The following is a 23,019-nucleotide window of genomic DNA, read 5'->3' as shown; positions in this document are numbered from 1 at the left end:
GTTTTGTCTTCATAAATTTCACGAAGATAGTTGTAACAGCATAAAAGCTCTAAAGTTTGTTAAATAATTCCTTATGTTTTGGATTGGCTTGGCTTAAATGCACCCCACCACCTGTTACAGATCCCAACATGGCTTTTGCTGGTTTTTGGTCTGTTTTGCAACCATTGGCTTGTAAAAAGGTTCTATGAATGGCGAAAGAGCCAGCGCCCTTAACAAGAGCCACCAACGCGGTCAGTGTAACCCCAGAGGGGTGCGAACATTTGTCGTAAAAGCGTAAATCAGGAGGCAAATCACATGTAATACCCCGCATACGTAAATAGGTTTCTGCTAAAGTGTTTTTAATAGGTTGGCTTTGTTGCCAAATTGCTTTTGCTCTCTCTGCTTTCTGTTTTGCTCGTTTGAGATCAGCACAAAACTGTTTGGAGAAAGAGAGCGTCTGATCATAAGCTTGTTTTCCAAGCAATCTAATTCTAATAAGCGCTTGTATGATCTCTCTAAAAGAGCAGCCAGAATAACAATAGAGCAATAAACGCCCATCATGTCCATTGGCAAGGGATAAGCTAGGCAGCCTATCATCATGAGCAGGGCAATGAGCAAGTCCATAACGCCCATGCCAAACTCCACGTAATGCACGTGTGATACCTTGCGCATTCTTAAAAGAACACATCATTGTAAATCCTATAACGTTGCGTCATAGAACGGATTGTGCTATCTCTAGGGTGATGAGTTTGAGAAAGCCTTGTCCGTCCTTACGTGACAAGGTTTTCTTTTTATGCCGCGTCGTTATAACGTTGCTGTTTTGCTTGTTCGATTACATTCAAAAGATCCGATTGTAACCAACGGGATAAAAAACCAAATTTTAAAGGTTTTGGGAGAGAGCCATTGGTCACATGACGCCGGAATGTTGAGACACTCATATGAAGCAATTTTGCACTTTCACGGTCTGTTAAAAGAATATCATTTTCTGTCATTCTAAAATCCTTTCACTATAAAAATGGAAATAAATCATGCCTATTTATTAAGCACATTTTGGTTCATTTTTGAAGGTATTTTATTTATAGAAAACAATATTTTATCATATAATTTCTGATGTAATACGTGATGAATCTTATTGAGAAAGAATGAGAGACAAGAGAGCTAAAGTTATCCACAGATAATGGGGTTATGCACCCCATATCTTAAGATTGACCCGTGACATAAGCCGCCCATTTATCCATATAAACGCGGCGCTGTTCTAGATAGTCAGTGCGACGATAGGCACGCTCCTTGCCCTCCTACTGTATGACTTAGAATGGTTTCAGCGACCTCATAAGGGGCATCGGTTGTTTCTGCTAGCCAATCGCGTAAACTAGAGCGAAAACCATGGGGGCAGGCTTCAATTTTATTGTCTCTCATATATTTTGCCATACAATTCTCAGCAAGGGGAGCACGACCGGAAAAAGACAGAATGAAATTACTTTTGGAAATACAACGGGCTTGTTTAATCACTTTTAGCGCTTCAGATGATAGAGGTACGCGAAATTCTGTTGTAGCGTCACGCAAACCTTTCATATTCTCAGCAGGGATTGTCCATATATCATCTTCAATCTGATCTTCACGAATATGACGCAAAGGATTGCTACGAACCCCTGTAAGGATAAGCAGACGCAAAGCTAAATGTTTTATAGTTGTTGTTTTGCAGAGAAATTGGTAAAAAGCCGGCACATCTCTCCAATCCATGGCTGGTAAGCTTTGTTTTTTATGACGTTGTTTGCCTAAGAGAGCTTTTGCTTTTTCTACTGCTTGTAAATCAACATCTAACCCTAATGCAGCCGCATGTTTGAGACAAAGATTAAGACGCATTAGTGCTGTTCGAGCAGTTCCAGCTTTTGTATGCCAAATAGGGGCAAGGGTATCGCGTATCTCTGTTTGGGTAATCTCTGAAACGGGCAGACAGCCTAATTTAGGGAGAATATGGAGGCGTAAATGTAAAAACCAATTACAAGACTCACCATCATTTTTTAATTCAGCTTTACGGCTTTCAAAAGCATCTAGAGCAATATCTTTTAAATAATGGAGATTGCGCATTGCCTCACGCTTTTGTTTGTTGCGTTCTTTAATGGGGTCACGCCCCTCACGTAAAACAGCCCGCCACCCAGTTGCCAATTCACGGGTTTGTTTTAAAGAAACATCTCGCAAGGCACCCAAGCCCATTTCGCGGCGCCGACCATGAATGGTATAACGATAAAGCCATTGAGCACCACCATCTTTACGTTTGTGAAGAAGCAAGCCGGCACCATCATTATATTTACCAGCTCCCAATGTTGCGACAGCCCTTGCATTAAGACGATTCATAAGAACCATTTTTACTCCTTTCTGCTATAGTTTTTACCCACACGCTAGCCCCGCTTGTGGTGTGCAAGCAAGTGATTTTGATTGATTCAAGATACACAGATTTAAGATGAGAGAATCTTACGTTATTCAGGGTTCTCATTCAATATGAATAACGCTAGATTATCATTATAAATCAATGCCTTGAACACTTGTTAAAGTATTGACGTGCCTCATGCCCTTTGTCATTACGCTCTATAATCGAAAGATGTTTAGCCATGTCTAATGTAATGTGGTATTCTTTTTCTTTTCCACCGTTTTCTAAATTCAGACTTTATTTCCAAAAACGCAATATAATTCACGTGCGTTAACAGTTTGAACTGTTTACTTGGCCAATAGTTTGTTCTTTAATTTCTATAGAGTATTCATGGTGAACTCCTTACTACTTAGACGTTTTTCATTGACTCTTTAATTAGAAAGTGCCGAGCACTGAAAAACACGGTAGTAAGTCCGTCGTTATGCTTTCCTATGAAGGTGTGTTATAGCATAACCACACCCCACAAAATCACTATATGCGAGTAACATACAATGAGTCAAAGCCTTTAATGTGCGAAAATAAACTATCTCGGTAGCTTATCTGCTTAGTATTTAAGGTGTTCGTTAGGTTCCTGTTTCGATTATTCATACTCCTATAATAATATCACTTTTTTCTAAAAATCATAAGCACATATTTACTTTATTTGTCGACTCACTTTAGATTTTCCAGCTTAGTTTTTTATTTATAGTGGAGGGGACAATAATGCTCGACATACTTGATACAATTGCGATGATCGTATGTTTGTTGTCGTTACCGGTGATGGTTGTCGGACTTGTTTTAGTGTGTATAAAAAAATGGTGCAAAAATGGATTGAAAACCCTTGGCATTGGAGTCTTATTATTTCTCGGCTCTGCAATATTAGGTGCGTTTTTTTTTCACAAAATCAAACCAGATCAAGTTGCGTACAATAATGAAATTTTTTCCTCCTCCTCGACTTTATTAATAGATGTTGCTACTCAAAATGAAAGCGTGACAAAGGCACTACCTGAGAATACTGATAAGCAAAGTATCCATGTTCAAGATAAAAAGTCAGACGAAAATGATGGTCTAGGTTTTTGGGGATGGTTCAGGTTAATTTTCTTTGCATTTATTGCATTGTCTATTTTTGTTCATTGGCAAGATAAACGCAACAAACGTTTTAAAGAAAAAGTTTCAGAGCAGGTTTTAATGCCTCCCCCGCATATCCATCCTTCTTCTGATTTATCAGTTGTTAATAAAATGTCGCCGGAACTTGAAAAAAAACGGTTAGAAAAGAGGGTACAGATCGTTCTTCTTTGTGCTCTACTGATTGGAGGCATTGTGGTAACAGTAACTATTACGCCATGGTTATTAGTACCCATTTTTATTGTTTTAATTTTTGTTATTATTGCCTATCGTGAGACAAAAAAGGAAAAAAGCTTTGAGCAAGAAGTTGCTCTGTGGCAATCAGATATTCCTCCCTCTAATTTTGAGGAAGCATGTGAAATGTTTCAAGAACTTGACGCAAGTGAATATGATTATCGTTTAGTACAAAATGAAAAACTGTTGGGAGTTCAAGAACGCGTTACCTTTGATATTGGCGAAAATACTCCAATTTTAGGACGTCTTTTAGTAACAAATCAAGCTATTGTATTTGAAAGCCCTGAAGATAATGAAAGGACTACTTGGGCAAGAATTGCATCAGTAACTATAACATACCAAGGATGTCACATCAGTCACCGTACCGGCGCACCATGGAATTACCGATTTAGTGCTATTCCAAATCCAAGGTTTGCAGCAGTAATCCGGGTTCTTGGGCAGCCTTATTGACTTTTAAACACACAAGACAAAGATGTTTCATTGTTTTAGCTCCCGCAAGATAAGCTTATACATACCGGATTCAGAGGCTTGGACATCTGTGACCACGAAGTGCTCTTGAGAAGAGGGGGCTTTACTGTTTTCAGGAGAGAGGACCACAATACTATCTTGAGGTTTTGGTGGTATTCCCCCGATATCATTGATACAAAGATCAAGTTCCTTTCTTGCAATTGTGGTAGAGATTCTGCCACCGGCTTCCGATTCCGAATGTTTAATGCCGTAAATCGCTGTGATACGAAAAGATTGCTGGTTGTCTTTTCGCGTGTAGATGATGGGCTGCCCAAAAGTGTTGCGCACATCTTTAACCATTTGGTTTAGCAGCCCGTTCCACCGCATGTTATTTCGCTCCAATCACTGCTTTAAACAGCATTTCAGGGCGTGTACAGATGTAAAGCGGATAGCTATAGACCTCCGGTTTTACCCATGCATTACGGTCGTGGTCGACGATAAGCATCGTGTAGAGCGGCCTTCCAACCGTGTTGGCAAAATCCAAGCTTTCACCAGGAGCAAAGGTTTTTTGGAAGACACCAGGCGCATCAACAGGAAAGAATTGGCATTCATCAGGCTTAATGCCTATAGCGCGCTTTGTTCCAGCCTTCGCACTTACATTATAGTTGTGAATACTCCGGTAATTAATGAAAGTGACACCTGCAAAGTCAAAACTACCAAAGCTCCCAGAGCCAATCGAACTTGGTGTTGCAACACCTCCGGCGCTATTGAGTGTCTGTGCTAAGGCTGTGTTTAAATAGGTCTCACGAATTGTTTTATGGTTTTTCAACTTGGAAAAGAATTCATTACCACAAAGCCCAATAATCCGCGAACGATCAGAAAATGCTCCTTTTGAAGCTTCAATCATCCTCATAATGACTTGATCAACATGGTCCGCAACATTGGTTGTCTCATTATTTAATTTAAAATCAATCGGCTTTGGTGGTGCGATTTCCCATTCTTTGTACCAATCGACAATAACAGAGCCATCGGCATCAAGAACCACCCCTTGAACAGCGCCAAGCTGCATATTTTCCCATGTCAATTCTATTTCAGAAATCAGTTTCTTTTGTTTCTTGGCAATATATTTCATTGCTGTCTCTAACTGATCTTCTGCGCCAAATTCACGACGGTTCTGGATTTCTTCTGATTTTACGGTATCACTTTTGGCAATCCGTGTTGTTTTGAAAAACCGAAGATTACGACCCTCTCTATCACCTTCTGTCAAAGGTGCGCCACGTTCACTGGTTTGAATAAGCGAAAATGTATTATCACGCCGTTCAATACCAACCACTGTGGTACTGGTTTCAACTTCCTCAAAAAGATTAAGAGAGCTTACAAGACCAGGTTGAAACTCATAGTTTTCAATGGCTTTCATCATTGTGATGCTTGAGAAAGCATCATGTTTAAAAAAATTCATATCCATGTGTGCATTCTCCTATCGCAATAGAATGTTGTTATGGTCTTCTAAAGACTGAATGGCTGCTTTCTTTTGCTCATCCGTGATGGCATCTGGCCATAGAAGTTCAGAAGCTTTTACAGTGCATAAGCGTGCTGTAATCACGGCACGTTGATCTGCTTCTGTTGCGTCAATAGTGGCAAAAGAAATCCCTGCCGGTGTTTGACTGCCATCTGATGCTGCTGGATTAAGGGGGGTATATTTTTGTGATGCTGTAATTTTCCCCATGACAGTTCCAGCTTCAATGAATGCTCCTGATGCAAACAGCACTTCTTCATTTGACATATCGGGGTCGTAGGGTCCAAGATAAGCGCCATTGCGTACGTCGTCATAAATAATATTCGTCATTTCACTGCCCTCCAAGCTGCTTCCCATTTTGCATAAATCTTTGCCTTGCTCGTCCCATCACTATGAGGGGTATAAGGCGAGACTTTTAAAGACGCGCTTTGAGAGCTAGCAGCCGTCAACACACACTGGCGTGCTTTCTCGACACTCATACCGTTTTGAATAGCTTTTGCTGCGTCAAAAGAAACGCCTAAGTGCTTTGCTTGCCTTTCAAGGGTTGTTAGTGCTTTTGCGCGCTTTCTTTCTTTTTCAAGAGCAGCTTTTATGTTTTCCTGCTTGTCCTCATTGTCTTCATCTTCATCTTCGTTTTCTTCTTCATCGTCGAAGTCTTCGGCGTTTTTGTCGATGTCACTATCGTCTTCGTCCTCTTCCTCGTCATTGATGATGTCGACGATCTTTTCGTCATCCTCTTCTTCAGCGCGGTATTGTGTGCGTGCCATGTGTTTTGTCCTTCTTTTTCTGTTGATGTTGGGTTTTGTGATATGGAATCCGTTAAGGCTTCCAAAGCTTGCGCAAGGGTGCCCTGCGCATCTGCTAATCCAAGCGTGATCGCTTGGGTGCCTATAAAAGTTTCTGCTTTTGTGTCACGAATTGCAGCAGCATTTAAGCGTCTGTTTTGCGCCACCAAATCGACAAACATCTCGTAGAGCAGGGCGCAATCGGCTTGCATTTTTATCTGTGCTGTATCGCTCAAGGGTTCATGAGGGTTGCCATGGGTTTTGTGATCACCTTCAAAGACAAAGGTCCATTTATGCCCGTGTTTTTCATCCGCACGAGATTGGTCAAGATGGGCACAAACAACCCCAATCGAGCCCACAACCCCTGTGCGAGCTACCCATATTTGAGAAGCCGCACAAGCAATGGCATAAGCTGCAGAACAAGCAAACTCATTGGCATGTGCCCAAATGGGCTTGTCGTATTGTTTTGAGAGTGTTTGAAACTCTTCAACCAAATCAAACACACCACCGGCTTCTCCACCGCCGCTATCAATATCAAGTAAAACAGCGCGAACATCAGGTTGTGCAATGGCTTCACGAAAAGAAGCGCTTAAACCTTCATAAGAGGTTAGCCCCGATAAAGCCCCAAGCCATGCACCACGGCGCACAAGCGTGCCATGAACCGGTATTATGGCAACATTGTTTTGTACTACATAAGTTTCAGGGGGTCTTAAAGCTTCTGTATTCTCTTGCGAATAAGCTTCAATGGGAAACTTTTCTCCCTCAAAAAGGCGTGGTGCAAGAGCATTCAAAATGATATCAAGCTTTGTCGAGGCAAGCATATGAGGAACCCCAAAAAGCCGTGATGCCAAAAACGGCATATCAAGATTATTCACCATTTTTATGTGCCTCACTGCCTTGGTTACTTTCATAAGTTTCAGAAGGTTCTGAATCTGCGGTATCAATTACTTGATTGCTATCAGAGGTCGCTGCCATATCCGTGTCAAAAGATAAGCCGCGCGCACGAGCGTCTGTGTGCTCTTCTTGCAGTTCGGCATGAATGCTGTCGATATCAAAGCCACGCTCGGCAAGTGCCATGCGTCGTGTTTTCAAGCCTGCACGAATTTCTTCTTTTTCCGCTGAGATATCCTTGTTTGGATCAATCATTTCAAGCGGGGGTGCAAAGCTTTCACATTGAAGCCATGGCAAGGAATTTTCTTCCCACCCTGGCAAATTGACGCATCCAGCAAGCACTGCCATTTCAACAAAACGCTCCCAAACAATGCGGTTAAACTGAAAGGCAATAATATGTTCACGCCATTGTTTGACGTGCCGTCTAAACTGAATGATGGAGGTGCGTACATTTGAAAAATTCCCCCGCGTAACGTCTCCAGTCACAACGGCATAAGGCATATTAAGTGCTGCACAAATTTTCAAGATATTGCGAAATTGAAAAGCCTCATAAGAGCCACCAACCTCAACAGGATTTGAGAATGTAACTTCTTTATTCTCTCCTAAATAAAGAGATGCACCGGGCGCAATGACAGGTGCTTTGTATTCTTCTTCAACGTTGTTTTTATCACGATTATCGGATAATTTTTCGACGTTTGGTGAATTGTCCTTGACAAACGCCGCGAAAAGAGCCGCCGTCCTTTTTCTATCGAGTTCTGCGTCGTCATAGGATTCGAGTTGAAAGATCTTTGTCATAGCGCGCGTTATTTTTGGAGAACCGCGCAATTGTCCGGCAATACGGCGCTCTTTGATATGAATGACCATTTCAGCAGGGACACGCACGCGCTCTTGGCTCTCAAATGCCATATTTGCAGGGACATCATCATAGGGGTGATGTTCCCAGAAATGATAAGCAACGCGCTTGCCACTGGCATTAAATTCAATCCCCATACGAATGTAATTGCCTTCAATATCAGCCGGTCCATTGTAAGTAAGGTCTAACATTTCGGTGGGATAAACTTGTAATTGAAGCGGCACACCAGAGCGCCCGTAGAGGTCAACATAATGTAGTCTTACAAAACATTCACCAGTTAGAAAGACTTCTCGTGCAATGGTTGCTTGAAGTCCATAAAAATTGGCATCTTCATCATAGTCCGCCTCATCAACCCATTGCCACCATAAGTCTAAAAGCTTTTTCTTTTCTTCTTGAAAACCTTCAATACGAGGATAAGGTTTAATCCCATCACTAACAGCCGCAGAGACCCATTCTTCCGTTGCAGACCCATAAAGAGATTCATTATCATAAAGCCATCTTGAACGAGCAACAATGGTATCACCACATTCTTCAATCGCTTTATTGATATGTTTTTTTGCGGGGTCAAAACCACCCATACGGCGGCTTTTACTTGCAGCTTCAAAAGGCGGATTGTGTTGACGAGAAATTGTAAAAAAGCCTGTGAGTTTATTGAAAAAACCAGCCATTAATAGCCTCGTGATATATTAAAATAGAAAACGCGTGAACGCTTGCGCCCTTCAAGGTTGGCTATTTGTATGTTCAGCATCTCAAGCGCTCTGCGAAGTTCCTCAACAGAACGATTGCTGACTTGCTTATCGCCGTGACGCACTGATTGCGCACCCGAATAAAGAGCCTCTTCAATTTGTTCACGCCGCCTTTTTAAACTTTCCAGTCTGTCAATTTTGCTGTTAATTGGTTCTAAAGTTTCACCCACAAATTACCTCCAATCCCCTCGCATATAAGGATTCATCACTGTTCTGGATTGTTTCCTTTGAGGTTTTGCTATCTGAGATCTTCTTGGAGAAGTGAATGAAGAAATCCCAGATGTTGGTTGCTCTACAGAACCTTCAATTTTAAGTTTTTCCAAACGCTCTTCTAAGATATCAACTTCTCGATTAAGGTTTATTCCCGCCGAAATCAGACCTTGTAAAGCCGCATAAGCATAGACCCTACAATCCAAGGCTTCGTTTCTTGCCTTTTCACTTTTTTGCCATTCAATACGCTTGAAGCCTTTGAAATATTTGATGACTTTTCTTTCAGCGGTTAGCTGGTCAAAATATTCCTGGTCAAGGCTTTTGTGAAAGTGTGTTGCACCAGCCCCTGATGCTTCAGGTCCCGATTTTTTAAACCGTGCCGTGATAATATCTTTTGCCGCGTCAACACCAACAATATAGAGATTAATCTGTCCTTTATTGTTTTTGCTTGGTCGGCGTGGCCATACCGCACGCCATCCCGCTTGCCCCTTAATGCCCCAGATACGCCGCCCTTCACGCGGGCGTACATAATTATAAACTGCCTGTGTGTGTCCACCACCGGTATCAATGCAAGCCGCTGTTATCCTAATCCCCTCTTTATAGCCTGGATGCGGCCAACGTTTTGCAAGATATTCATCCAATTGGTCCCACACTTCAAAAGAAGAGGGATCACCAAGGATCACTTGATAATCAATATGCCAACTTTCTTCACTACGCCCCCATCCCACCACTTCAAGTTCCAAGCGGTCATTTTGCACATCAATGCCTGCTGTCAACACGACGGATTGTTCTGGTGCAAGGGGATAATCTTCGCGTTTTGCATAGAGGCTATCAGGATCAACAACTTCGCCTGTTCTGTCCTCCCATGGCTCTCCAAGCACTGTATTAATAAAAACTTGCAAAAGAGCAGGGTCTTCTTTGGCTCTTAAAAATTCGCGCGCACAATCGCCCCAAGTCAGCCATGGCGAATAAAGCGCTGAAATATGGTAAGAACGCAGACGAGGCTTACTTGACTCCTGTGTTGCGATCCAACAAGCACCGTTTTCTTCTGCCATTAAGGTGGACTTACGATGTTCGGCATGTTCATGACCACAATGCGCACAAACAAAAACAGCTTTTTCGGGGGCGCCTTTTGGCCACTTAATTTGTGACCAAACAATGGGTTGTAGAACACCACATGCATCACAAGGGACATTGTAATATCTCTGATCACCTAGCACAAAATCCTTGGCGATACGGCTTGTGTCACGGTGTGTCGGCGTAGACAATTTAAAAATTTTACGTTGAATAAAAGCAGAGGTTCGTTTTTCCGCAATTGTTACAGGATCGCCTTCATTATCGACATTCAATGGGTAAGCATCGACTTCATCCAAAACCAAATAGCGAATAGGAGAAGAACGCAATCCAGCAGCACTATTTGCTCCTGTAATCATCAATGTCCCCCCATAAAATTCCTTTGAAAACATTGTATTTCCACTGTCTCTTGCACGAGCAGGAGCAATGCGTTCACTTAAAGCAGGGCTAGCTGAAATCATCGGATCAAGACGAGACTTTGACAGTTTCTTAGCGGTCTCAACTGTCGGCATTACATAAAGGGCAGGTCCTGGACTATGATGAATGGCATAACCACAAAAGTTCAACGCTGCTTCCGACATTCCAATCTGAGCCCCCTTCATCACAACCGTTGTTTCAGTCGGATCATAAACAGAAAGATTATCCATGATCTCTCGTAAATAGGGGGTACGTATAGTCCTCCATAATCCAGGCTCAGCACTCGTAACTGTGCTCAAATAACGATTTTTATCAGCCCACTGGGAAACAGTATAAGGCGGGTCAGGACGGCGTCCTTCATTCGCATAGCAAAAAAAGAGCCCAGCACCAGAGGACGAGGGCGAAGCATCACTTATCATGTTCTGGATTCTCTTCTAAAATGTTGGGATCGTGAAAAGAAACAGGGACGACATTTTCCACTAAAGCTTTGCGCATATGATGATCGATAGCTCCAATAAGGCTCGCAGCATCACATCCCACTTGCGCCGCAATTTCAGTACCAAAGCGATAGGCAAAATTGAGCATTGTATCTCGATGCGCTCTTCCAAAGTTCCATGCTTCTTTTCTCACTTCTTCACGATCAACAGTGGTTTCGCGTAACTTTTCCAGAGCAATCTTTTCTTTTGCTAGCGCAACTTGCATCCGCTCTAGTTTTATCTTGTATTCATTGGCTCCATCTGTGGAGGCTTGTTTGATCTTTGTCAGCGGTTGACCATCCGGTGCTAAAAATGGAGTAGGGCGCTTTGTTGGATTCTCATTCCAGATAGCTGTTGCAAGCGCTTCATTGACAGAACCATCTTCAAAAAGAGCCGCATCAAATTTACCTGTCTTTATCCGAGAAACCACTGCATTATGTGAAACACCCATCTTCTTCGCAAACGCACGAACCGATAGACCCTTACGATTCTTCTTATTCATAGTTGCTCCTTGCCTTCTTTTCTGTCCTAAGAAGGAGGTGGTTACGGCGTATTAGGATAAAGAGAGATTTACGGTACCAACTGAAAAACAAGATTTAATACGATAAGGAAATACTTAACACATTAAATTCGTTATTTATCAATGAGTTATGTGTACAATGTACAGTCAAATTGAAAATTCTGTCGCTAGCGATAGTTCGCGCTGTCCTGCCCCGCAACGAAGCCAACCCGCTGGGAAGTACCTTTTGAATTGATTTTATTGATTTTTTTTATGAAAAAACAAAGCATAAGTGATAATCTGTTTTTAAAATTGCAATAAGAATATGTAATGCTTAAACTCATAAGGATATGGAATATATAGATAAAGCTTGAGAACAGGATCTAGCCTTTCTTATTAGCAGCGTATTCTTGACGAGAAAGTTGTCTCTGTATGTTTTTGGTTAATCTTTCATTGGCATATTGTGCAATAGCACTTGCAATCTCTGGTTTGGACATCACCCCAGCAATTGAAGGTCCCTCTTGTTTTGCAATGGGAAATTTATCTCCATCCGCTCTTTGAAACACATTCCCATTCAGCTTTTTTAATTCAACACGCTTTGGAAAACTGCCTCCCTTGATAAAACCATGGGGTAAGATTTCTTTCTTTCCAAACAGTGTGTAAGTTACGCCGCGTTTTGTTTCGTTTGCTTTAAAAAATTTAAGAGGTATCGGTGTTACAGAACCAATGATATCTGTCTCAAGAAACCTTGCTGTCGCCTTTTCTTTAATATAAACACCTCTTCTTATACGCTTTATTTGGGCTGATGAGATGTCTGCAACTTGCTTTTCAGTGAAGCGTTCAACTTGTTTTGCTGTAGTGTTTAGAGCATTACGCAGAGCCCAATTAAGGCGAGGGGCTTGAAGGCTTGTGAAGGTATCTTTTGCCTGTTGAAGATACCATTTTTGGTGGATGATTAACTTCAACTTCTAAGCCTTTTTTGGGGTAGGTGACTTGGAAGCTTTAGATGCTTTTGGCTGTTCGAGTGGAATTTCCTCTGTCACTGGTTCAGACGATGTTTGTACGGCTTCTTGTTCTATCTGTTTAATTTGTTCAACTTCCTTGTCAGGCTTTATTTTTGTTTTAACATCAACAAAAGGTTTAGCGGCATTTGCACGCTTGAGACGTGCGTAGACTTGATTGGAAATCTCAACAAATGGATTATTGGGAGTTGAAGTTTCAAAACGAACAGTGCTTTTATTATCGCCAACAACACACATTGGCTTGGTGATGATTGCTTTCATCTTCGCTCCTTTTGAGGCAATGAATTAATGACATCATTGGTTACTGAATGGCGTTTGATATGTGCAAAATAGATTAGTCTGTTTTATCAATAAAAACAGTACTTTAAGCCCTCTTGAAAGCTTAAGATTTTATCAAATTTTAGGGGATATTTTTGAATTTTAGACGCAATACAACCAGTGCCGTACTGCCACTAAATACGATTTTTCACGTATTGTCAATAGAAAAATCACGATATTGTGTATTTTTAATTTTTTTGATCAAAACTTAGTATTTTAAAAGCCAATCTTTAATTTTATACAAATAACAACATTTATGTTGTGTTTAAACATTTTAGATGTTATATTATATTTATGAACAGTCAAGAATTAAAAAGATATCTTACGAAACATGGTTGCAGTTTTACCTCAGGGAAAGGTGGCCATTTGCTTGTAAAACGTGGTTCTAAAAAATCCGTTTTACCTATGCATGGTACGCGGAAAGAATTAGGAACGGGATTAGTTCAAAAGATTCTTAAAGATCTTGACCTAAGGTAAGTCTGAATATGGAGATGTAAATGAAATATGCACTTAAGTTTATCAAAGATGACAATGATACTCTTCTTGTCGTTTCCAAAGACTTTCAAGAATTTATTACCTATGGTAACGACGAAAAAGAGGCTTTGGAACACGCTAAAAATGCCCTTTTAACAGTTATTATGGGGCGTTTCCAAGATCGAGAAGTGGTCCCTTTTGGAGCTCGTGATGCTGCCTATCCTTTTGTTGAAGTATCTTCATTAGTTATTTTAAAAATTGCAATACACAACGCTATGGTTGAAAAGAATTTACGCAAAGCTGATCTCGTGCGTCTTTTAAAACTTCACCCAATACAAATTGACCGATTATTGGATTTAAACCACGCAACAAAATTAGATGCTTTAGAATCCACTCTCATTGCTCTTGGAAAAGAGATCACTATCAATGTTCAAAATGCTGCTTAAAATTTAGCGGTTTTGTATAAAATGTTTATGAAGTGCATTCAGAGCAACATACAGCGAACCGACAAGATGTGGCAGTGATTGATCTTCACTAACAAGATACTTGTAGTGCGGCATAAAGATTATGCTGTCTATAAAGGCATTGTGCTTCTTTTAGCACCTCTTTCATTGCTTCATAGTAATGAGTAGTTTTTTCAATCCATTGTTTTTTTGCCTCTTCATTTAAAGATGGAGTAAAGTCATCATAAATTGCATTTGGTAAGGCTTTTGCACAGAGGTAATTATTTCTCACTTCAAGATATTTTTGTGCAGCATCATACTGATCTTGATTAATTACACCTTGCAGATAAAGCCGTCCGATATAAGTAGCGGAAAGCGGATTTTTTGCTTCTTCTATGGTTAAGCCAAAGCGTTTGGCACGTATTTCTATTGCCAATTTGTCAATGGGATTATGAGGCATTTTTGTCCGTGAAATACGACCATTGGGTTCTCTGATACATCCATTAATACGAGGACGTCCACGTTTTGCATGTTTTTTTCTTTTAGCCATATTTTTTCAATCAGAATGGGACGCCATCATTAAGAGATGCACCATAATTATCAGCACCTGAGGCAATAGCATAATTTTGAGAAGTAATGGGTGAGGGGTGTACAGATTGCTCTTTCTTTGCATCAAGCAAATACAACTCGCCTTTATATTGAGGCAAAATAATTTCTGTTGTGTAACGGTCATGACCATTTTTATCTTGCCATTTACGGGTTTGTAATTTGCCTTCTATGTAAACCTTTGAACCTTTACTGAGATACTGAAGAGCAATTTTTGCCAAATGCGGATTAAAAACCACAATGGAGTGCCATTCCGTTTTATCTATTTTTTGATTGGTCTTTTTATCAGTATAGCTTTCAGAAGTTGCTATACTAAAATTGACTATTTCAGCTCCAGAAGTCATGGTTTTGCTTTCGGGGTTAGCACCGAGGCGTCCGATTAATGTCACTTTGTTTAGCATGTTTTAGTTACCTTAAATTGGTATTTAAATATGTAAAAAATCTTAGCATAATTTTATTATTTTTTCAATTATTTCAATGATATATTATTAATTATTAACATATAAAATTATGTTTAATATGCTCTTTGATAAATAATCAATTGACATAAATGCATGGTGTATAGTATCAAGAGGGTATATATGGCAATCGTTAGTTTTAAGCATAAAGGGTTGAAATTATTCTTTGAAAGAGGAGTCTGCAAAGGCATACAACCCGCGCATGCTAAAAAATTAGCAAACATTTTAGTAATTTTAGATACAATATCCGCGCCTGAACAAGTTACTCTTAAATCGTATCGTCTACATGCGCTTACGGGCGATTTAAAAGGTTACTGGTCAATGCGTGTCAATGGAAATTGGCGTGTTACCTTTCGTTTCATTGGGACAGACGTTGAACTGGTTGATTATCAAGATTACCATTGAGTTTTGAGGTGTTATTATGATGTACAATCCTCCACACCCTGGCGGCATTTTGAAAGAAGAATTGCTTGATGAATTAGGGTTAACAGTAACAGAAGCTGCAAATCGTCTTGGCGTTGCACGTTTAACTTTATCCCGCGTCTTAAACTGCCATGCGGCGATTAGTATTAACTTAGCTTTACGGTTAGAAAAAGCGGGTTTAAATGATGCGGAATTCTGGCTTAAATTGCAACAAAAGCATGATTTGTGGCAAGCTCGGCATAACAACCCAATCCCACATATTTCACCTCTAGAGCAAGTAGGGCATCTTTAGAAAGACTTAGCCCATCTTTCTTCACACCTAGAGGTCATGTTCTTTAAAATCAAGCAGCCCACGATAGATTTTTATGCTCTTGTTGATTTTATCGAACGTTGAGAAGAGACAACGTAATCTGAACAGTTTTATAAAATCGGAAATTTTACTATGGCTTTTTAACTGAGCACTGTAGTGTGTAAATAGATATATTTATTAAACTGCGTGTATGTAACATAAGAAACAATACACAAACTAAAAAGGAATACCAAAGAGCAATATCTGAGTACCAAAGTACAGTATCCAATGAAAAAGAAAGCTTATGCTCCACGTACTTAGAAATAATAGGTAAAGAGACCGTTTCTTTATAACTACTTGGGAAAATTAAAACGACAAGCGCTAAACTTATTAGTTTTGAGAGTCTGTGCAAATACTGTTGTAAATCACGTGTTAGTTTCACCCAACCCGTTGTATCATCATCTTTATATTTTGGATTGTTCTGCAACTCAAAAGGAATATGAGAATTGCATAAAATTACAAAAATATTTGTTACTATTATCAAACCAAAAGATGCAAATATCAAAATACTTTGAATAAAGTAGGGATTTTTTTTAATTCCTAAAAAACATAAAAATATAAAAGTTATAATGCCAAACAAGGCTCTTAGCTGTTTATCTGTAAACATATTTATTTCCTGTGGTTTTCGGTAATTTTTTGATCTCTTTATTGATCTCGTCTATAAGAGGTTCGTAATTGAGAACGCTTTTCGGAATATTCCCACCGTAAACCCATGCTTTTACTTGCGCTTTGGTACTAAAAGCCGCATTTTCTGGTGTGGTATAATACTGTCCGCCATCAAACTTTTCACACTCTCTTGTGCCGTCTTCGTATTCGTAGAGGTTGTAAAAATACTCCTCTGCTCCGTCCCCCCAAGGAACATAACCAACAGCTGTTGCAACAAACTCTTTTTGCATTGGTTGTTTACGCTTTTTTAAGAATAGGTCTTTTAATATTCTCATGTTTTTAGTCCATAATTTTACCAATTGGTCTATTTACCTAAAATTTGACCGTACAGAGCGTTTTATATTGCGGATATGGGGGGTTAATCGTAAAATCTTTAAATCGCTTTGTATGGTGCCTTTTTGTCGATTTAAACACATACCTAATTGTAAAATGATCAGCACTTTTCACTAGTTTGCTGTGGACCAAAGCGTTTCATTATCCCACCAATGCCATTTAAAGTCTCTTCAAGCTCTTGCTTGTGAACAAGCGTTAGTGGTCTAAAATGCTCTTTCGCTGTTTTTTCTTTGAGTGTTTTCTCACGTGTGTTTTCAATTGCTCTACGTACAGTTTCGGCTTTTGAAAGAAGGGTATTTTCTAGTGTCTGGCAATAAGTTAAAAGCTCTCCACAAGTTGGCATAAATGTTTTTGATATCCCAATTGCTTGACCAGTTACGATATTTTCGACGCCTTTTTTCAGAGCATATGCTGAAATCCGTTCCAGCATCATGCTATAGGATAGAACAACGGCTTTGGAATCTGTGTTCGCAGGGACTCTCATGCTTGAGAGTAGGAAAGAAGCTTGCTCAATTTGCTTAATTGAAGCTTTCACAGAGAGCAACGCTTGTAGAAGATTGCAAGCATCTAAGGTTTGCTCTTCCTCCTGTTTCGTCAATGTATTCCCAGCTTTCAGCGTCAATGGATACCCCGGACTGATCATTTCCATAATCTTCTCCAGATGAGAGATGATCTCTGAGTTCGTTGAAGCCTTCTGCAAGCTGTTCTGTGAAAGTTTTCTGAGTGAATTTTCCATGATAACCACCTAACCGTTTTTCCTGTTCTAATCTTGCTTTTTTCTTTGCTAGCGTTCCGATAGGGCTTGTGACCCAATTGTACCAAGTCCTTTGCCAATCTCGTTTGTTTGCATTTTTACCTGGGTTTGCTATCCAGTAATTTGTGAACCGTTCGGTTTCTAACAGCGCCTCATCATGCGTTAATCCTTGATCGATTGCGTATTGCAAATTAGGTTTGAAATCCTCTGGCAATCGACAACCGCGATTAGCTTGCGCTCGTTTTGCTTTTTTGGGAACGTTCTCTTGCTCGTGAATGGAAGGTTGGTTGTCTGATGAGGTTTCGATTTGCTCTGATGTAATCTCAACAGCAGCAACCTCTGTTGGCTCGTCAACCAAATCGATTGTTTCTAAATCTTCAGAACCAATTTCTTTTTTTGCTAAAACGATAGTTTTAGTTTTTTTATTATAACTGTTAATGTTAGTGTTATTGTTTATGTTATATATATAGGCATCATTAAGCATGTCGTAAGCATCATGCTTAATAACTTTAGCATCGTTAAGCATGGCTTTAGCATTATTTTTATCAGTATTTTCAATGGCTTTAGCATCATCACAAGCATCATTTGTATGTTTATCCCATCTTGCCTGCGCTGCTTTCTTTGCTCTCTCTGATAACTTCTTTGACCGAGATGTCTTCGATACCTTATCTAAGCTTTCATTAGAGTTATTGAGTTCTTCTTCAACTTTTAAACTCCATAAACACCCATCGTCTAAACGTTCGATATGACCCGTGCTTATTAAAACTTCTAACGCTTTCATAAACATTTTTACTGAACAACCAGTGTAATTAGCCCAGACCTTTGTGTTATTTAAAAGCGGCTCTCCAGTATAAAGCATTTGCAAACGCAATTTTATATAAACATTGCATTCAATGGGAGATAAACAAGCAAGATCAAGAATCCACCTATCTGCAAACAGCCTCGTCCACGGTAATTTACTGGACATATATACCCCCTTCTTTCATTAAATATAAAATTGCTAAAGCATCTGCTTCGTTGTCGTCTTTAGGCGTATGTCCTTTTGCACACACCGCCTTAATCATTTTTACTTTTGATGCGTTTCCTTTTCCTGTTGTTGCTTTCTTAATTGTGCCAACAGGAATGCCTTCATACGGTATCTGATGATGTTCACACCACGTCGTTAAGGTTGATAACAAGTCACCGTAAATATGCACTGCATCAGTACTATTATGACGCCTCACTTCTTCAAAATACACCGCGTCAATGCTGTCTACTGTCTGTTTTATTTCTGATAGACATCTCTTAAAGCGTAAATAATGCATTCCACCGACTTAAAAATATCGGGGGTGGAAATTCATGACACCACTGATGATGTGACCATCCGCACCGCATATCGCCCAGCCTGTCTTGGTCCCTAGATCAAGACATAAAATGGTTTGTGCGTTAGTGATCATAATCCCCCCTTAAGGCTCTACGTATTTATATGTTTGCTATGACAGAGCGTGTTGTGATTGCCTGTCTTGAAAAAATGTTTATGAAAAAGTATCCTCCCAACGATTCTAAAAAAGTGGGGAGGGGAAAGATGCAAGAATGGATAAAGATATTTCTTACGGGTTTCCTGTCATTTATCGGATCACTTTCAGTAGCGCTTATTTTAAGAAATAAAGACCGTAAAGAAGCAGCCAAAATCCGGAAAGATGATTTAGAAACAGCTGCAAAAAAACGAGAAGAAGATAGAGAATGGATAAGCAAGCAATTTGCAGAAAGCCAAGAACAGACGACAGCCCTTAGAGAGCAAGCGATATCGACAAAAGATCTTGCCAAATGGTCAGAAGAACATATTAAAATTTTGTTAGATAACAAAAGAGTACAGGATTTAGGACCGCCACTTTCCATATATGCAACTGGACCGCATCTTCCAACAAAGGACAAGTGGACGCTTCTTTTCTTAAAGGTAGAAAATAATGCACAAACTGTCGTCCATATTTTAAATATAAAGCTAAAAGATAGTTCTCGCTTTATTCTTGGATATGGCATCATATACAAACCTAGGCAAAAAACTTGGCAAATACAATCACCATATGTTAATCCTGACGCGGTTGCAGAATCGCGAGTATTCCCTGGCTTCTGTGATAAAGCAAAGAATTTTCGAACGGGACCAGAAATCGATGTTAATATTTCTGTAGCTCCCTCAGAAGGCAAACCTTCAAAAATCCTTATTTTTGTAGCAGCACGTGAAGAAGATATAAAAGACCAAGTTACTTTAATCATTACCCATACATCCCCACTGCAACCAGAAACAAAAATGACTGTAACAACACAAAGCCTCATAGACTTTAAAAAAGTGGATTAACTCAATTCAGACGCACACTACACGCATCATTTATTAATTTGATTTCTTCTTCTCTTTTTTTGATGAGGTCATCCCTTAAGAAGCCAAGATTACTTTCGACTAAAGCTGTAAACAAAAGTAGCTCATTTAGGCGATGAAAAGATGACAAATCTTGAGAAAAATAATTATCAAACCAAGTTGTAAAAGCTTGCGTAAAGGCAGATGAAAACCATTGATTAAAATCATCGTATGGCAATAACGGAAAATAATTTCTATCATCACGCGCAAAAATATTTTGCAGTATATAGATAAGATAACCTGTTGATGAGGGATCTATGCAACTTTCACATGTCTGATTAGGCGAGCGAACACCATAATATATGTCTTCACGTCCAATCTTATTAACAAGATTAATCAACTTGACTTTACTTATAGTGATATGCGGGACATCTATCATCTCTGATCTTTCTTCTTTAAGAATGTGTATGCTGCTGTTGATGTTCATTATTATCTGTGGGAGAAGTAGTAAAAGCAGGCATAGGGCTAGAACTATCCTTCAACTTTTGCAGCTTGAGATAATTTATTACGGAGATAGATCCTCTTTTTTCCCACTTGCAAACAGCTGCTTGAGTTACACCAAGCATTTTCGCCATTTCTGATTGTGTCCAATTAAATTTGCCCCGTATTGACTTAGTCAAATTCTTAAAATCTTCTCGTTGATCCATTTACAAGCTCCAATTACAGCTTTGTCTTATTTTATTCATATAATTATAGTTATATAAAGTCAATGAAAATTATCTTTATCAACGATAAAAAAATAAGGTAAGCAGAAGTATGAGTAATAAATCTAATATCATAAGCACATTAAAAAAGATTTTGACCGAGTTTAACTTAACGCAAGAAGATGTAGCCAAACGGCTAAACGTAACACAAGCTTCAGTGTCTAAGTGGTTAAAAGATTCTGATCCACGCGGCTCTAATCGAGATGCCATTTTAGAATTATATAAAGAACTAAAAGGGGACAATCACTTAATAACTTTTGTTCCTCTTATGGGGTATATTGGAGCAGGAACACAGATAGATCCAAGTTTTGAACAAATCCCTGAAGATGGTCTTGAACAAGTAGAAATTCCTTTTGCTTTACCTGATGATATGGTTGCTTTTGAAGTTAAAGGAGATTCTATGATACCAGCCTATAAAGATGGAGATATGGTTATCGTAAGACGGCGCCAAATTAAAACAATAGAATCCTTTTTTGGCAAAGAAGCCGTTATTTTAACACATGATAATAAAAGATATATAAAGCAGATTAGCAGGGGAATGAATGGTGAAATAGATCTGCTTTCTTGGAATGCCTTACCTATTAAGAATGTTAAAATTGTGTGGGTTGGAGAGATATTTGCTATTTTGCCAATAAGTTCTTACAGCAAGATGATTCGGACTTATCGCTAATTATCCTCCCCTCTTATTCAGCAAGATATTATAATATTTTTTATAAAAATATAACTTTTTATAATTTTTTGCTTGCTATTTTATAATTATAGTTATATAAGTAATTATATAAACCACGCACAAACAATCGCCAAGAGGCGTTAGGGAGGAAAAATTATGGAAAAAAAATACGAATTGACTGATGAAATGGATGAAGTTGGCGGACGCACGCTTTACCGCATACGTGCATTAAAAGATTTTGGAAATGTCAAAAAAGGTGACCTTGGCGGTTTTATTGAAAAGGAAGGCAATCTTAGTCATGGGGGCGATTGTTGGGTTGGAGATTATGCTAGGGTTTATGATAATGCTCGTGTTTATCAAAATGCACATATTTCCGGTTATGCCTATGTTTATGGTGATGCGCGGGTTTATGGAGATGCACTCGTTTCTGATGAAGCAAAAGTTTACAATTATGCAGAAATTTACGGTGATGCATACGTTTACGGTGACGCTAAAGTTTTTGATCATGCACATGTTTATGGCAATTCTCATGTTTATTATGAAGCATATGTTTACGATAAGGCAAGCGTTTATGGAAATGCAAAAGTTGGCGGTAATACACACATTTACGGAAATGTAAAAATTTACGGTGATGCGGATTTACGTTGTGAAGATTGGATTGGCAGCAATAGCAGAATATCCACTGGAGCAAACTAATGGAAAAGAAGTACGAACTTACTGATGAGAAAGCTGAGTTTAAAGGGGTAACTCTTCACCGTATCCGCGCTTTAAGAGACTTTGGAGTTATTAAAAAAGGTAATTTAGGCGGCTTTATAGAACATGAAAACAACCTATCGCATCATGGTAATTGCTGGGTAGGTGGTAATGCATTCGTCTTATCTTGTGCTTGCGTTTACGATAATGCTCAAGTTTATGATGATGCTGAAGTTTATGGTAGTGCACGAATTAAACATAATGCACATGTTTACGGTTTTGCCGAAGTTTATGGAATGGCAACAGTTTCCGGTAATGCACGTATTTATGGCGACGCAAAAATTTATCGTGATGCGGATATTGATGGCGATAACGTCATGTCCACTGGAGAAAAAGCATGGTGAAAAAATACGAATTGACTAATGAAACCACCGATATTGTAAGTTGCCATACATTGTACCGCATTCGTGCTTTAAGAGATTTTGATGATGTTAAGGCTGGGGACCTTGGGGGCTTTATAGAAAATGAAAGCAATCTCTCTCATGATGGCAATTGCTGGGTCTACGATAATGCTTGTGTTACTTGGGGTTCAAAAATTTATGACAATGCAAAAATTTATAATAACGCCCGAGTATATGGTGGTGGTCGCATTTTTGAAAACGCACAGATTTACGGAAATGCAATTGTTTATCCCAATGCAAGAGTTTATGGCGACGCAAAAATTTACGGAGATTCAGAGATCTGCGGAGAAAGCCGTATCACAACAAACGAGAAAAAATAAATCATGTATAAATATGGAATTAAACCTACCTTGTGTGCACAGTTAGTTGTGAGAAATACTCACAATCTAGGTGAACTTTGTATCACTATCTCTGGGTATAAAGACGAGCCTTATGTAGATACCATAATTTCTGAAGACATAATGCAACCTATAAAATCCAAACTCTAACAACCAAATAACATTTTTAAACACCAGCGTGATTCACGCCACGGGTGAATTGCGCTCAAATAGGAGGAAATCAAGATGAGTGAACTAAGTACCACACAAACGGAAT

General features: G+C 39.4%; 30 protein-coding genes and 4 pseudogenes. 10 read left to right on the top strand and 24 right to left on the bottom strand.

The window, feature by feature from the left end:
• Positions 1 to 73: 73 nt before the first annotated feature.
• The 4 genes and pseudogenes from ACFIMK_RS07390 to ACFIMK_RS07375 all read right to left on the bottom strand — a co-directional run.
• A pseudogene (locus tag ACFIMK_RS07390) lies at positions 74 to 670 on the bottom strand (virulence-associated protein E); the annotation flags it as partial.
• Positions 671 to 770: 100 nt separating this feature from the next.
• A complete protein-coding gene (locus tag ACFIMK_RS07385) occupies positions 771 to 971 on the bottom strand; it encodes an AlpA family transcriptional regulator (protein WP_015856172.1) in 201 nt (66 codons plus the stop codon).
• Between the two features lie 207 nt (positions 972 to 1,178).
• A pseudogene (locus tag ACFIMK_RS07380) lies at positions 1,179 to 2,343 on the bottom strand (tyrosine-type recombinase/integrase).
• 169 nt (positions 2,344 to 2,512) lie between these two features.
• Positions 2,513 to 2,728: pseudogene (locus ACFIMK_RS07375) on the bottom strand (antA/AntB antirepressor family protein); the annotation flags it as partial.
• A gap of 381 nt (positions 2,729 to 3,109) precedes the next feature.
• Here ACFIMK_RS07375 and ACFIMK_RS07370 point away from each other — a divergent pair.
• Positions 3,110 to 4,195, top strand: a complete 1,086-nt coding sequence (locus tag ACFIMK_RS07370) for a hypothetical protein (RefSeq protein WP_375621835.1) — start codon at positions 3,110 to 3,112, stop codon at positions 4,193 to 4,195.
• A gap of 27 nt (positions 4,196 to 4,222) precedes the next feature.
• Here the strand turns inward: ACFIMK_RS07370 and ACFIMK_RS07365 are convergent, their stop codons facing one another.
• From ACFIMK_RS07365 to ACFIMK_RS07315, 11 genes are all read right to left on the bottom strand, one after another.
• Entirely contained in the window at positions 4,223 to 4,579 is a 357-nt protein-coding gene (locus ACFIMK_RS07365) for a hypothetical protein (RefSeq protein WP_375638728.1), read from the bottom strand.
• 1 nt (position 4,580) lies between these two features.
• Complete coding sequence (locus ACFIMK_RS07360) at positions 4,581 to 5,657, bottom strand: major capsid protein (protein ID WP_375638730.1); 1,077 nt, start codon at positions 5,655 to 5,657, stop codon at positions 4,581 to 4,583.
• A gap of 12 nt (positions 5,658 to 5,669) precedes the next feature.
• Entirely contained in the window at positions 5,670 to 6,038 is a 369-nt protein-coding gene (locus ACFIMK_RS07355; RefSeq protein ID WP_375612361.1) for a head decoration protein, read from the bottom strand.
• Positions 6,035 to 6,187 (bottom strand): hypothetical protein, encoded by a 153-nt coding sequence (locus ACFIMK_RS07350; RefSeq protein WP_246350187.1) that lies wholly within the window; start codon positions 6,185 to 6,187, stop codon positions 6,035 to 6,037. The genes ACFIMK_RS07355 and ACFIMK_RS07350 overlap by 4 nt, the downstream gene beginning before the upstream one ends.
• A gap of 110 nt (positions 6,188 to 6,297) precedes the next feature.
• Positions 6,298 to 7,371, bottom strand: a complete 1,074-nt coding sequence (locus ACFIMK_RS07345) for a S49 family peptidase (RefSeq protein ID WP_375638732.1) — start codon at positions 7,369 to 7,371, stop codon at positions 6,298 to 6,300.
• Complete coding sequence (locus ACFIMK_RS07340) at positions 7,361 to 8,905, bottom strand: phage portal protein (protein WP_375613965.1); 1,545 nt, start codon at positions 8,903 to 8,905, stop codon at positions 7,361 to 7,363. The genes ACFIMK_RS07345 and ACFIMK_RS07340 overlap by 11 nt, the downstream gene beginning before the upstream one ends.
• Positions 8,905 to 9,153, bottom strand: coding sequence for a phage head-tail joining protein (locus ACFIMK_RS07335; protein WP_375612364.1), 249 nt, complete (start codon positions 9,151 to 9,153; stop codon positions 8,905 to 8,907). Before ACFIMK_RS07335 ends, ACFIMK_RS07340 begins: the two co-directional genes overlap by 1 nt.
• Positions 9,154 to 9,156: 3 nt before the next feature.
• The gene (locus ACFIMK_RS07330; RefSeq protein ID WP_375628335.1) at positions 9,157 to 11,103 is read right to left on the bottom strand and encodes a phage terminase large subunit family protein; all 1,947 of its coding nucleotides are present in this window, start codon (positions 11,101 to 11,103) and stop codon (positions 9,157 to 9,159) included.
• The gene (locus tag ACFIMK_RS07325; RefSeq protein WP_375638734.1) at positions 11,093 to 11,662 is read right to left on the bottom strand and encodes a hypothetical protein; all 570 of its coding nucleotides are present in this window, start codon (positions 11,660 to 11,662) and stop codon (positions 11,093 to 11,095) included. Before ACFIMK_RS07325 ends, ACFIMK_RS07330 begins: the two co-directional genes overlap by 11 nt.
• Before the next feature lie 380 nt (positions 11,663 to 12,042).
• A complete protein-coding gene (locus tag ACFIMK_RS07320) occupies positions 12,043 to 12,624 on the bottom strand; it encodes a hypothetical protein (protein ID WP_375638736.1) in 582 nt (193 codons plus the stop codon).
• 3 nt (positions 12,625 to 12,627) lie between these two features.
• Positions 12,628 to 12,942 (bottom strand): hypothetical protein, encoded by a 315-nt coding sequence (locus tag ACFIMK_RS07315; RefSeq protein WP_375627954.1) that lies wholly within the window; start codon positions 12,940 to 12,942, stop codon positions 12,628 to 12,630.
• 351 nt (positions 12,943 to 13,293) lie between these two features.
• Here ACFIMK_RS07315 and ACFIMK_RS07310 point away from each other — a divergent pair, with 351 nt between their 5' ends.
• Together ACFIMK_RS07310 and ACFIMK_RS07305 are read left to right on the top strand one after the other, a co-directional pair.
• Positions 13,294 to 13,476 carry a type II toxin-antitoxin system HicA family toxin gene (locus ACFIMK_RS07310; RefSeq protein ID WP_038473319.1) on the top strand — a complete coding sequence of 61 codons (183 nt, stop codon included), beginning with the start codon at positions 13,294 to 13,296 and terminating at the stop codon, positions 13,474 to 13,476.
• 20 nt (positions 13,477 to 13,496) lie between these two features.
• Entirely contained in the window at positions 13,497 to 13,919 is a 423-nt protein-coding gene (locus ACFIMK_RS07305; protein WP_100131245.1) for a HicB family protein, read from the top strand.
• An 88-nt stretch (positions 13,920 to 14,007) separates the two neighbouring features.
• Here ACFIMK_RS07305 and ACFIMK_RS07300 read toward each other — a convergent pair whose 3' ends face one another.
• Both ACFIMK_RS07300 and ssb read right to left on the bottom strand, forming a co-directional pair.
• Complete coding sequence (locus tag ACFIMK_RS07300; protein WP_375638740.1) at positions 14,008 to 14,466, bottom strand: hypothetical protein; 459 nt, start codon at positions 14,464 to 14,466, stop codon at positions 14,008 to 14,010.
• Between the two features lie 10 nt (positions 14,467 to 14,476).
• Positions 14,477 to 14,923, bottom strand: coding sequence for a single-stranded DNA-binding protein (gene ssb / locus ACFIMK_RS07295; RefSeq protein ID WP_375638742.1), 447 nt, complete (start codon positions 14,921 to 14,923; stop codon positions 14,477 to 14,479).
• A gap of 180 nt (positions 14,924 to 15,103) precedes the next feature.
• Between ssb and ACFIMK_RS07290 the strand changes: the two genes are divergently transcribed.
• Both ACFIMK_RS07290 and ACFIMK_RS07285 read left to right on the top strand, forming a co-directional pair.
• Positions 15,104 to 15,385 carry a type II toxin-antitoxin system RelE/ParE family toxin gene (locus ACFIMK_RS07290; RefSeq protein WP_252619286.1) on the top strand — a complete coding sequence of 94 codons (282 nt, stop codon included), beginning with the start codon at positions 15,104 to 15,106 and terminating at the stop codon, positions 15,383 to 15,385.
• Between the two features lie 16 nt (positions 15,386 to 15,401).
• Positions 15,402 to 15,695 carry a HigA family addiction module antitoxin gene (locus tag ACFIMK_RS07285; RefSeq protein ID WP_375618724.1) on the top strand — a complete coding sequence of 98 codons (294 nt, stop codon included), beginning with the start codon at positions 15,402 to 15,404 and terminating at the stop codon, positions 15,693 to 15,695.
• Positions 15,696 to 15,843: 148 nt separating this feature from the next.
• Here ACFIMK_RS07285 and ACFIMK_RS07280 read toward each other — a convergent pair whose 3' ends face one another.
• From ACFIMK_RS07280 to ACFIMK_RS07260, 5 genes and pseudogenes are all read right to left on the bottom strand, one after another.
• The gene (locus ACFIMK_RS07280) at positions 15,844 to 16,359 is read right to left on the bottom strand and encodes a hypothetical protein (RefSeq protein ID WP_375638744.1); all 516 of its coding nucleotides are present in this window, start codon (positions 16,357 to 16,359) and stop codon (positions 15,844 to 15,846) included.
• Positions 16,346 to 16,693, bottom strand: coding sequence for a hypothetical protein (locus ACFIMK_RS07275; RefSeq protein ID WP_375638746.1), 348 nt, complete (start codon positions 16,691 to 16,693; stop codon positions 16,346 to 16,348). The genes ACFIMK_RS07280 and ACFIMK_RS07275 overlap by 14 nt, the downstream gene beginning before the upstream one ends.
• Before the next feature lie 158 nt (positions 16,694 to 16,851).
• Complete coding sequence (locus ACFIMK_RS07270) at positions 16,852 to 17,286, bottom strand: hypothetical protein (protein WP_375693538.1); 435 nt, start codon at positions 17,284 to 17,286, stop codon at positions 16,852 to 16,854.
• Positions 17,270 to 18,472: a hypothetical protein gene (locus tag ACFIMK_RS07265; protein WP_375693537.1), complete on the bottom strand. Its 1,203-nt coding sequence runs from the start codon at positions 18,470 to 18,472 to the stop codon at positions 17,270 to 17,272. Before ACFIMK_RS07265 ends, ACFIMK_RS07270 begins: the two co-directional genes overlap by 17 nt.
• Positions 18,462 to 18,941: pseudogene (locus ACFIMK_RS07260) on the bottom strand (crossover junction endodeoxyribonuclease RuvC). Before ACFIMK_RS07260 ends, ACFIMK_RS07265 begins: the two are co-directional and overlap by 11 nt.
• Positions 18,942 to 18,970: 29 nt before the next feature.
• Here ACFIMK_RS07260 and ACFIMK_RS07255 point away from each other — a divergent pair.
• Positions 18,971 to 19,840 (top strand): hypothetical protein, encoded by an 870-nt coding sequence (locus tag ACFIMK_RS07255; protein ID WP_375638749.1) that lies wholly within the window; start codon positions 18,971 to 18,973, stop codon positions 19,838 to 19,840.
• 1 nt (position 19,841) lies between these two features.
• Here ACFIMK_RS07255 and ACFIMK_RS07250 read toward each other — a convergent pair whose 3' ends face one another.
• Positions 19,842 to 20,324 (bottom strand): hypothetical protein, encoded by a 483-nt coding sequence (locus ACFIMK_RS07250; RefSeq protein ID WP_375638751.1) that lies wholly within the window; start codon positions 20,322 to 20,324, stop codon positions 19,842 to 19,844.
• Positions 20,293 to 20,544: a helix-turn-helix transcriptional regulator gene (locus ACFIMK_RS07245; protein WP_375638753.1), complete on the bottom strand. Its 252-nt coding sequence runs from the start codon at positions 20,542 to 20,544 to the stop codon at positions 20,293 to 20,295. The genes ACFIMK_RS07250 and ACFIMK_RS07245 overlap by 32 nt, the downstream gene beginning before the upstream one ends.
• A 109-nt stretch (positions 20,545 to 20,653) precedes the next feature.
• On the opposite strand from ACFIMK_RS07245, the gene ACFIMK_RS07240 reads away from it, so the two are divergent.
• The 4 genes from ACFIMK_RS07240 to ACFIMK_RS07225 all read left to right on the top strand — a co-directional run bounded on the left by ACFIMK_RS07240 (position 20,654) and on the right by ACFIMK_RS07225 (position 22,745).
• A complete protein-coding gene (locus ACFIMK_RS07240; protein ID WP_375638755.1) occupies positions 20,654 to 21,271 on the top strand; it encodes a S24 family peptidase in 618 nt (205 codons plus the stop codon).
• A 156-nt stretch (positions 21,272 to 21,427) separates the two neighbouring features.
• Positions 21,428 to 21,967, top strand: coding sequence for a hypothetical protein (locus ACFIMK_RS07235; RefSeq protein ID WP_375613984.1), 540 nt, complete (start codon positions 21,428 to 21,430; stop codon positions 21,965 to 21,967).
• Positions 21,967 to 22,368, top strand: coding sequence for a hypothetical protein (locus tag ACFIMK_RS07230; RefSeq protein WP_375613985.1), 402 nt, complete (start codon positions 21,967 to 21,969; stop codon positions 22,366 to 22,368). Before ACFIMK_RS07235 ends, ACFIMK_RS07230 begins: the two co-directional genes overlap by 1 nt.
• Entirely contained in the window at positions 22,362 to 22,745 is a 384-nt protein-coding gene (locus ACFIMK_RS07225; RefSeq protein WP_273790346.1) for a hypothetical protein, read from the top strand. Before ACFIMK_RS07230 ends, ACFIMK_RS07225 begins: the two co-directional genes overlap by 7 nt.
• The last annotated feature ends 274 nt before the right edge of the window (positions 22,746 to 23,019 follow it).

The organism is Bartonella sp. AP280QHHD, assembly GCF_042196125.1.
Classification (GTDB): Bacteria; Pseudomonadota; Alphaproteobacteria; order Rhizobiales; family Rhizobiaceae; genus Bartonella.
This window is presented reverse-complemented; position numbering and strand designations above follow the sequence as displayed.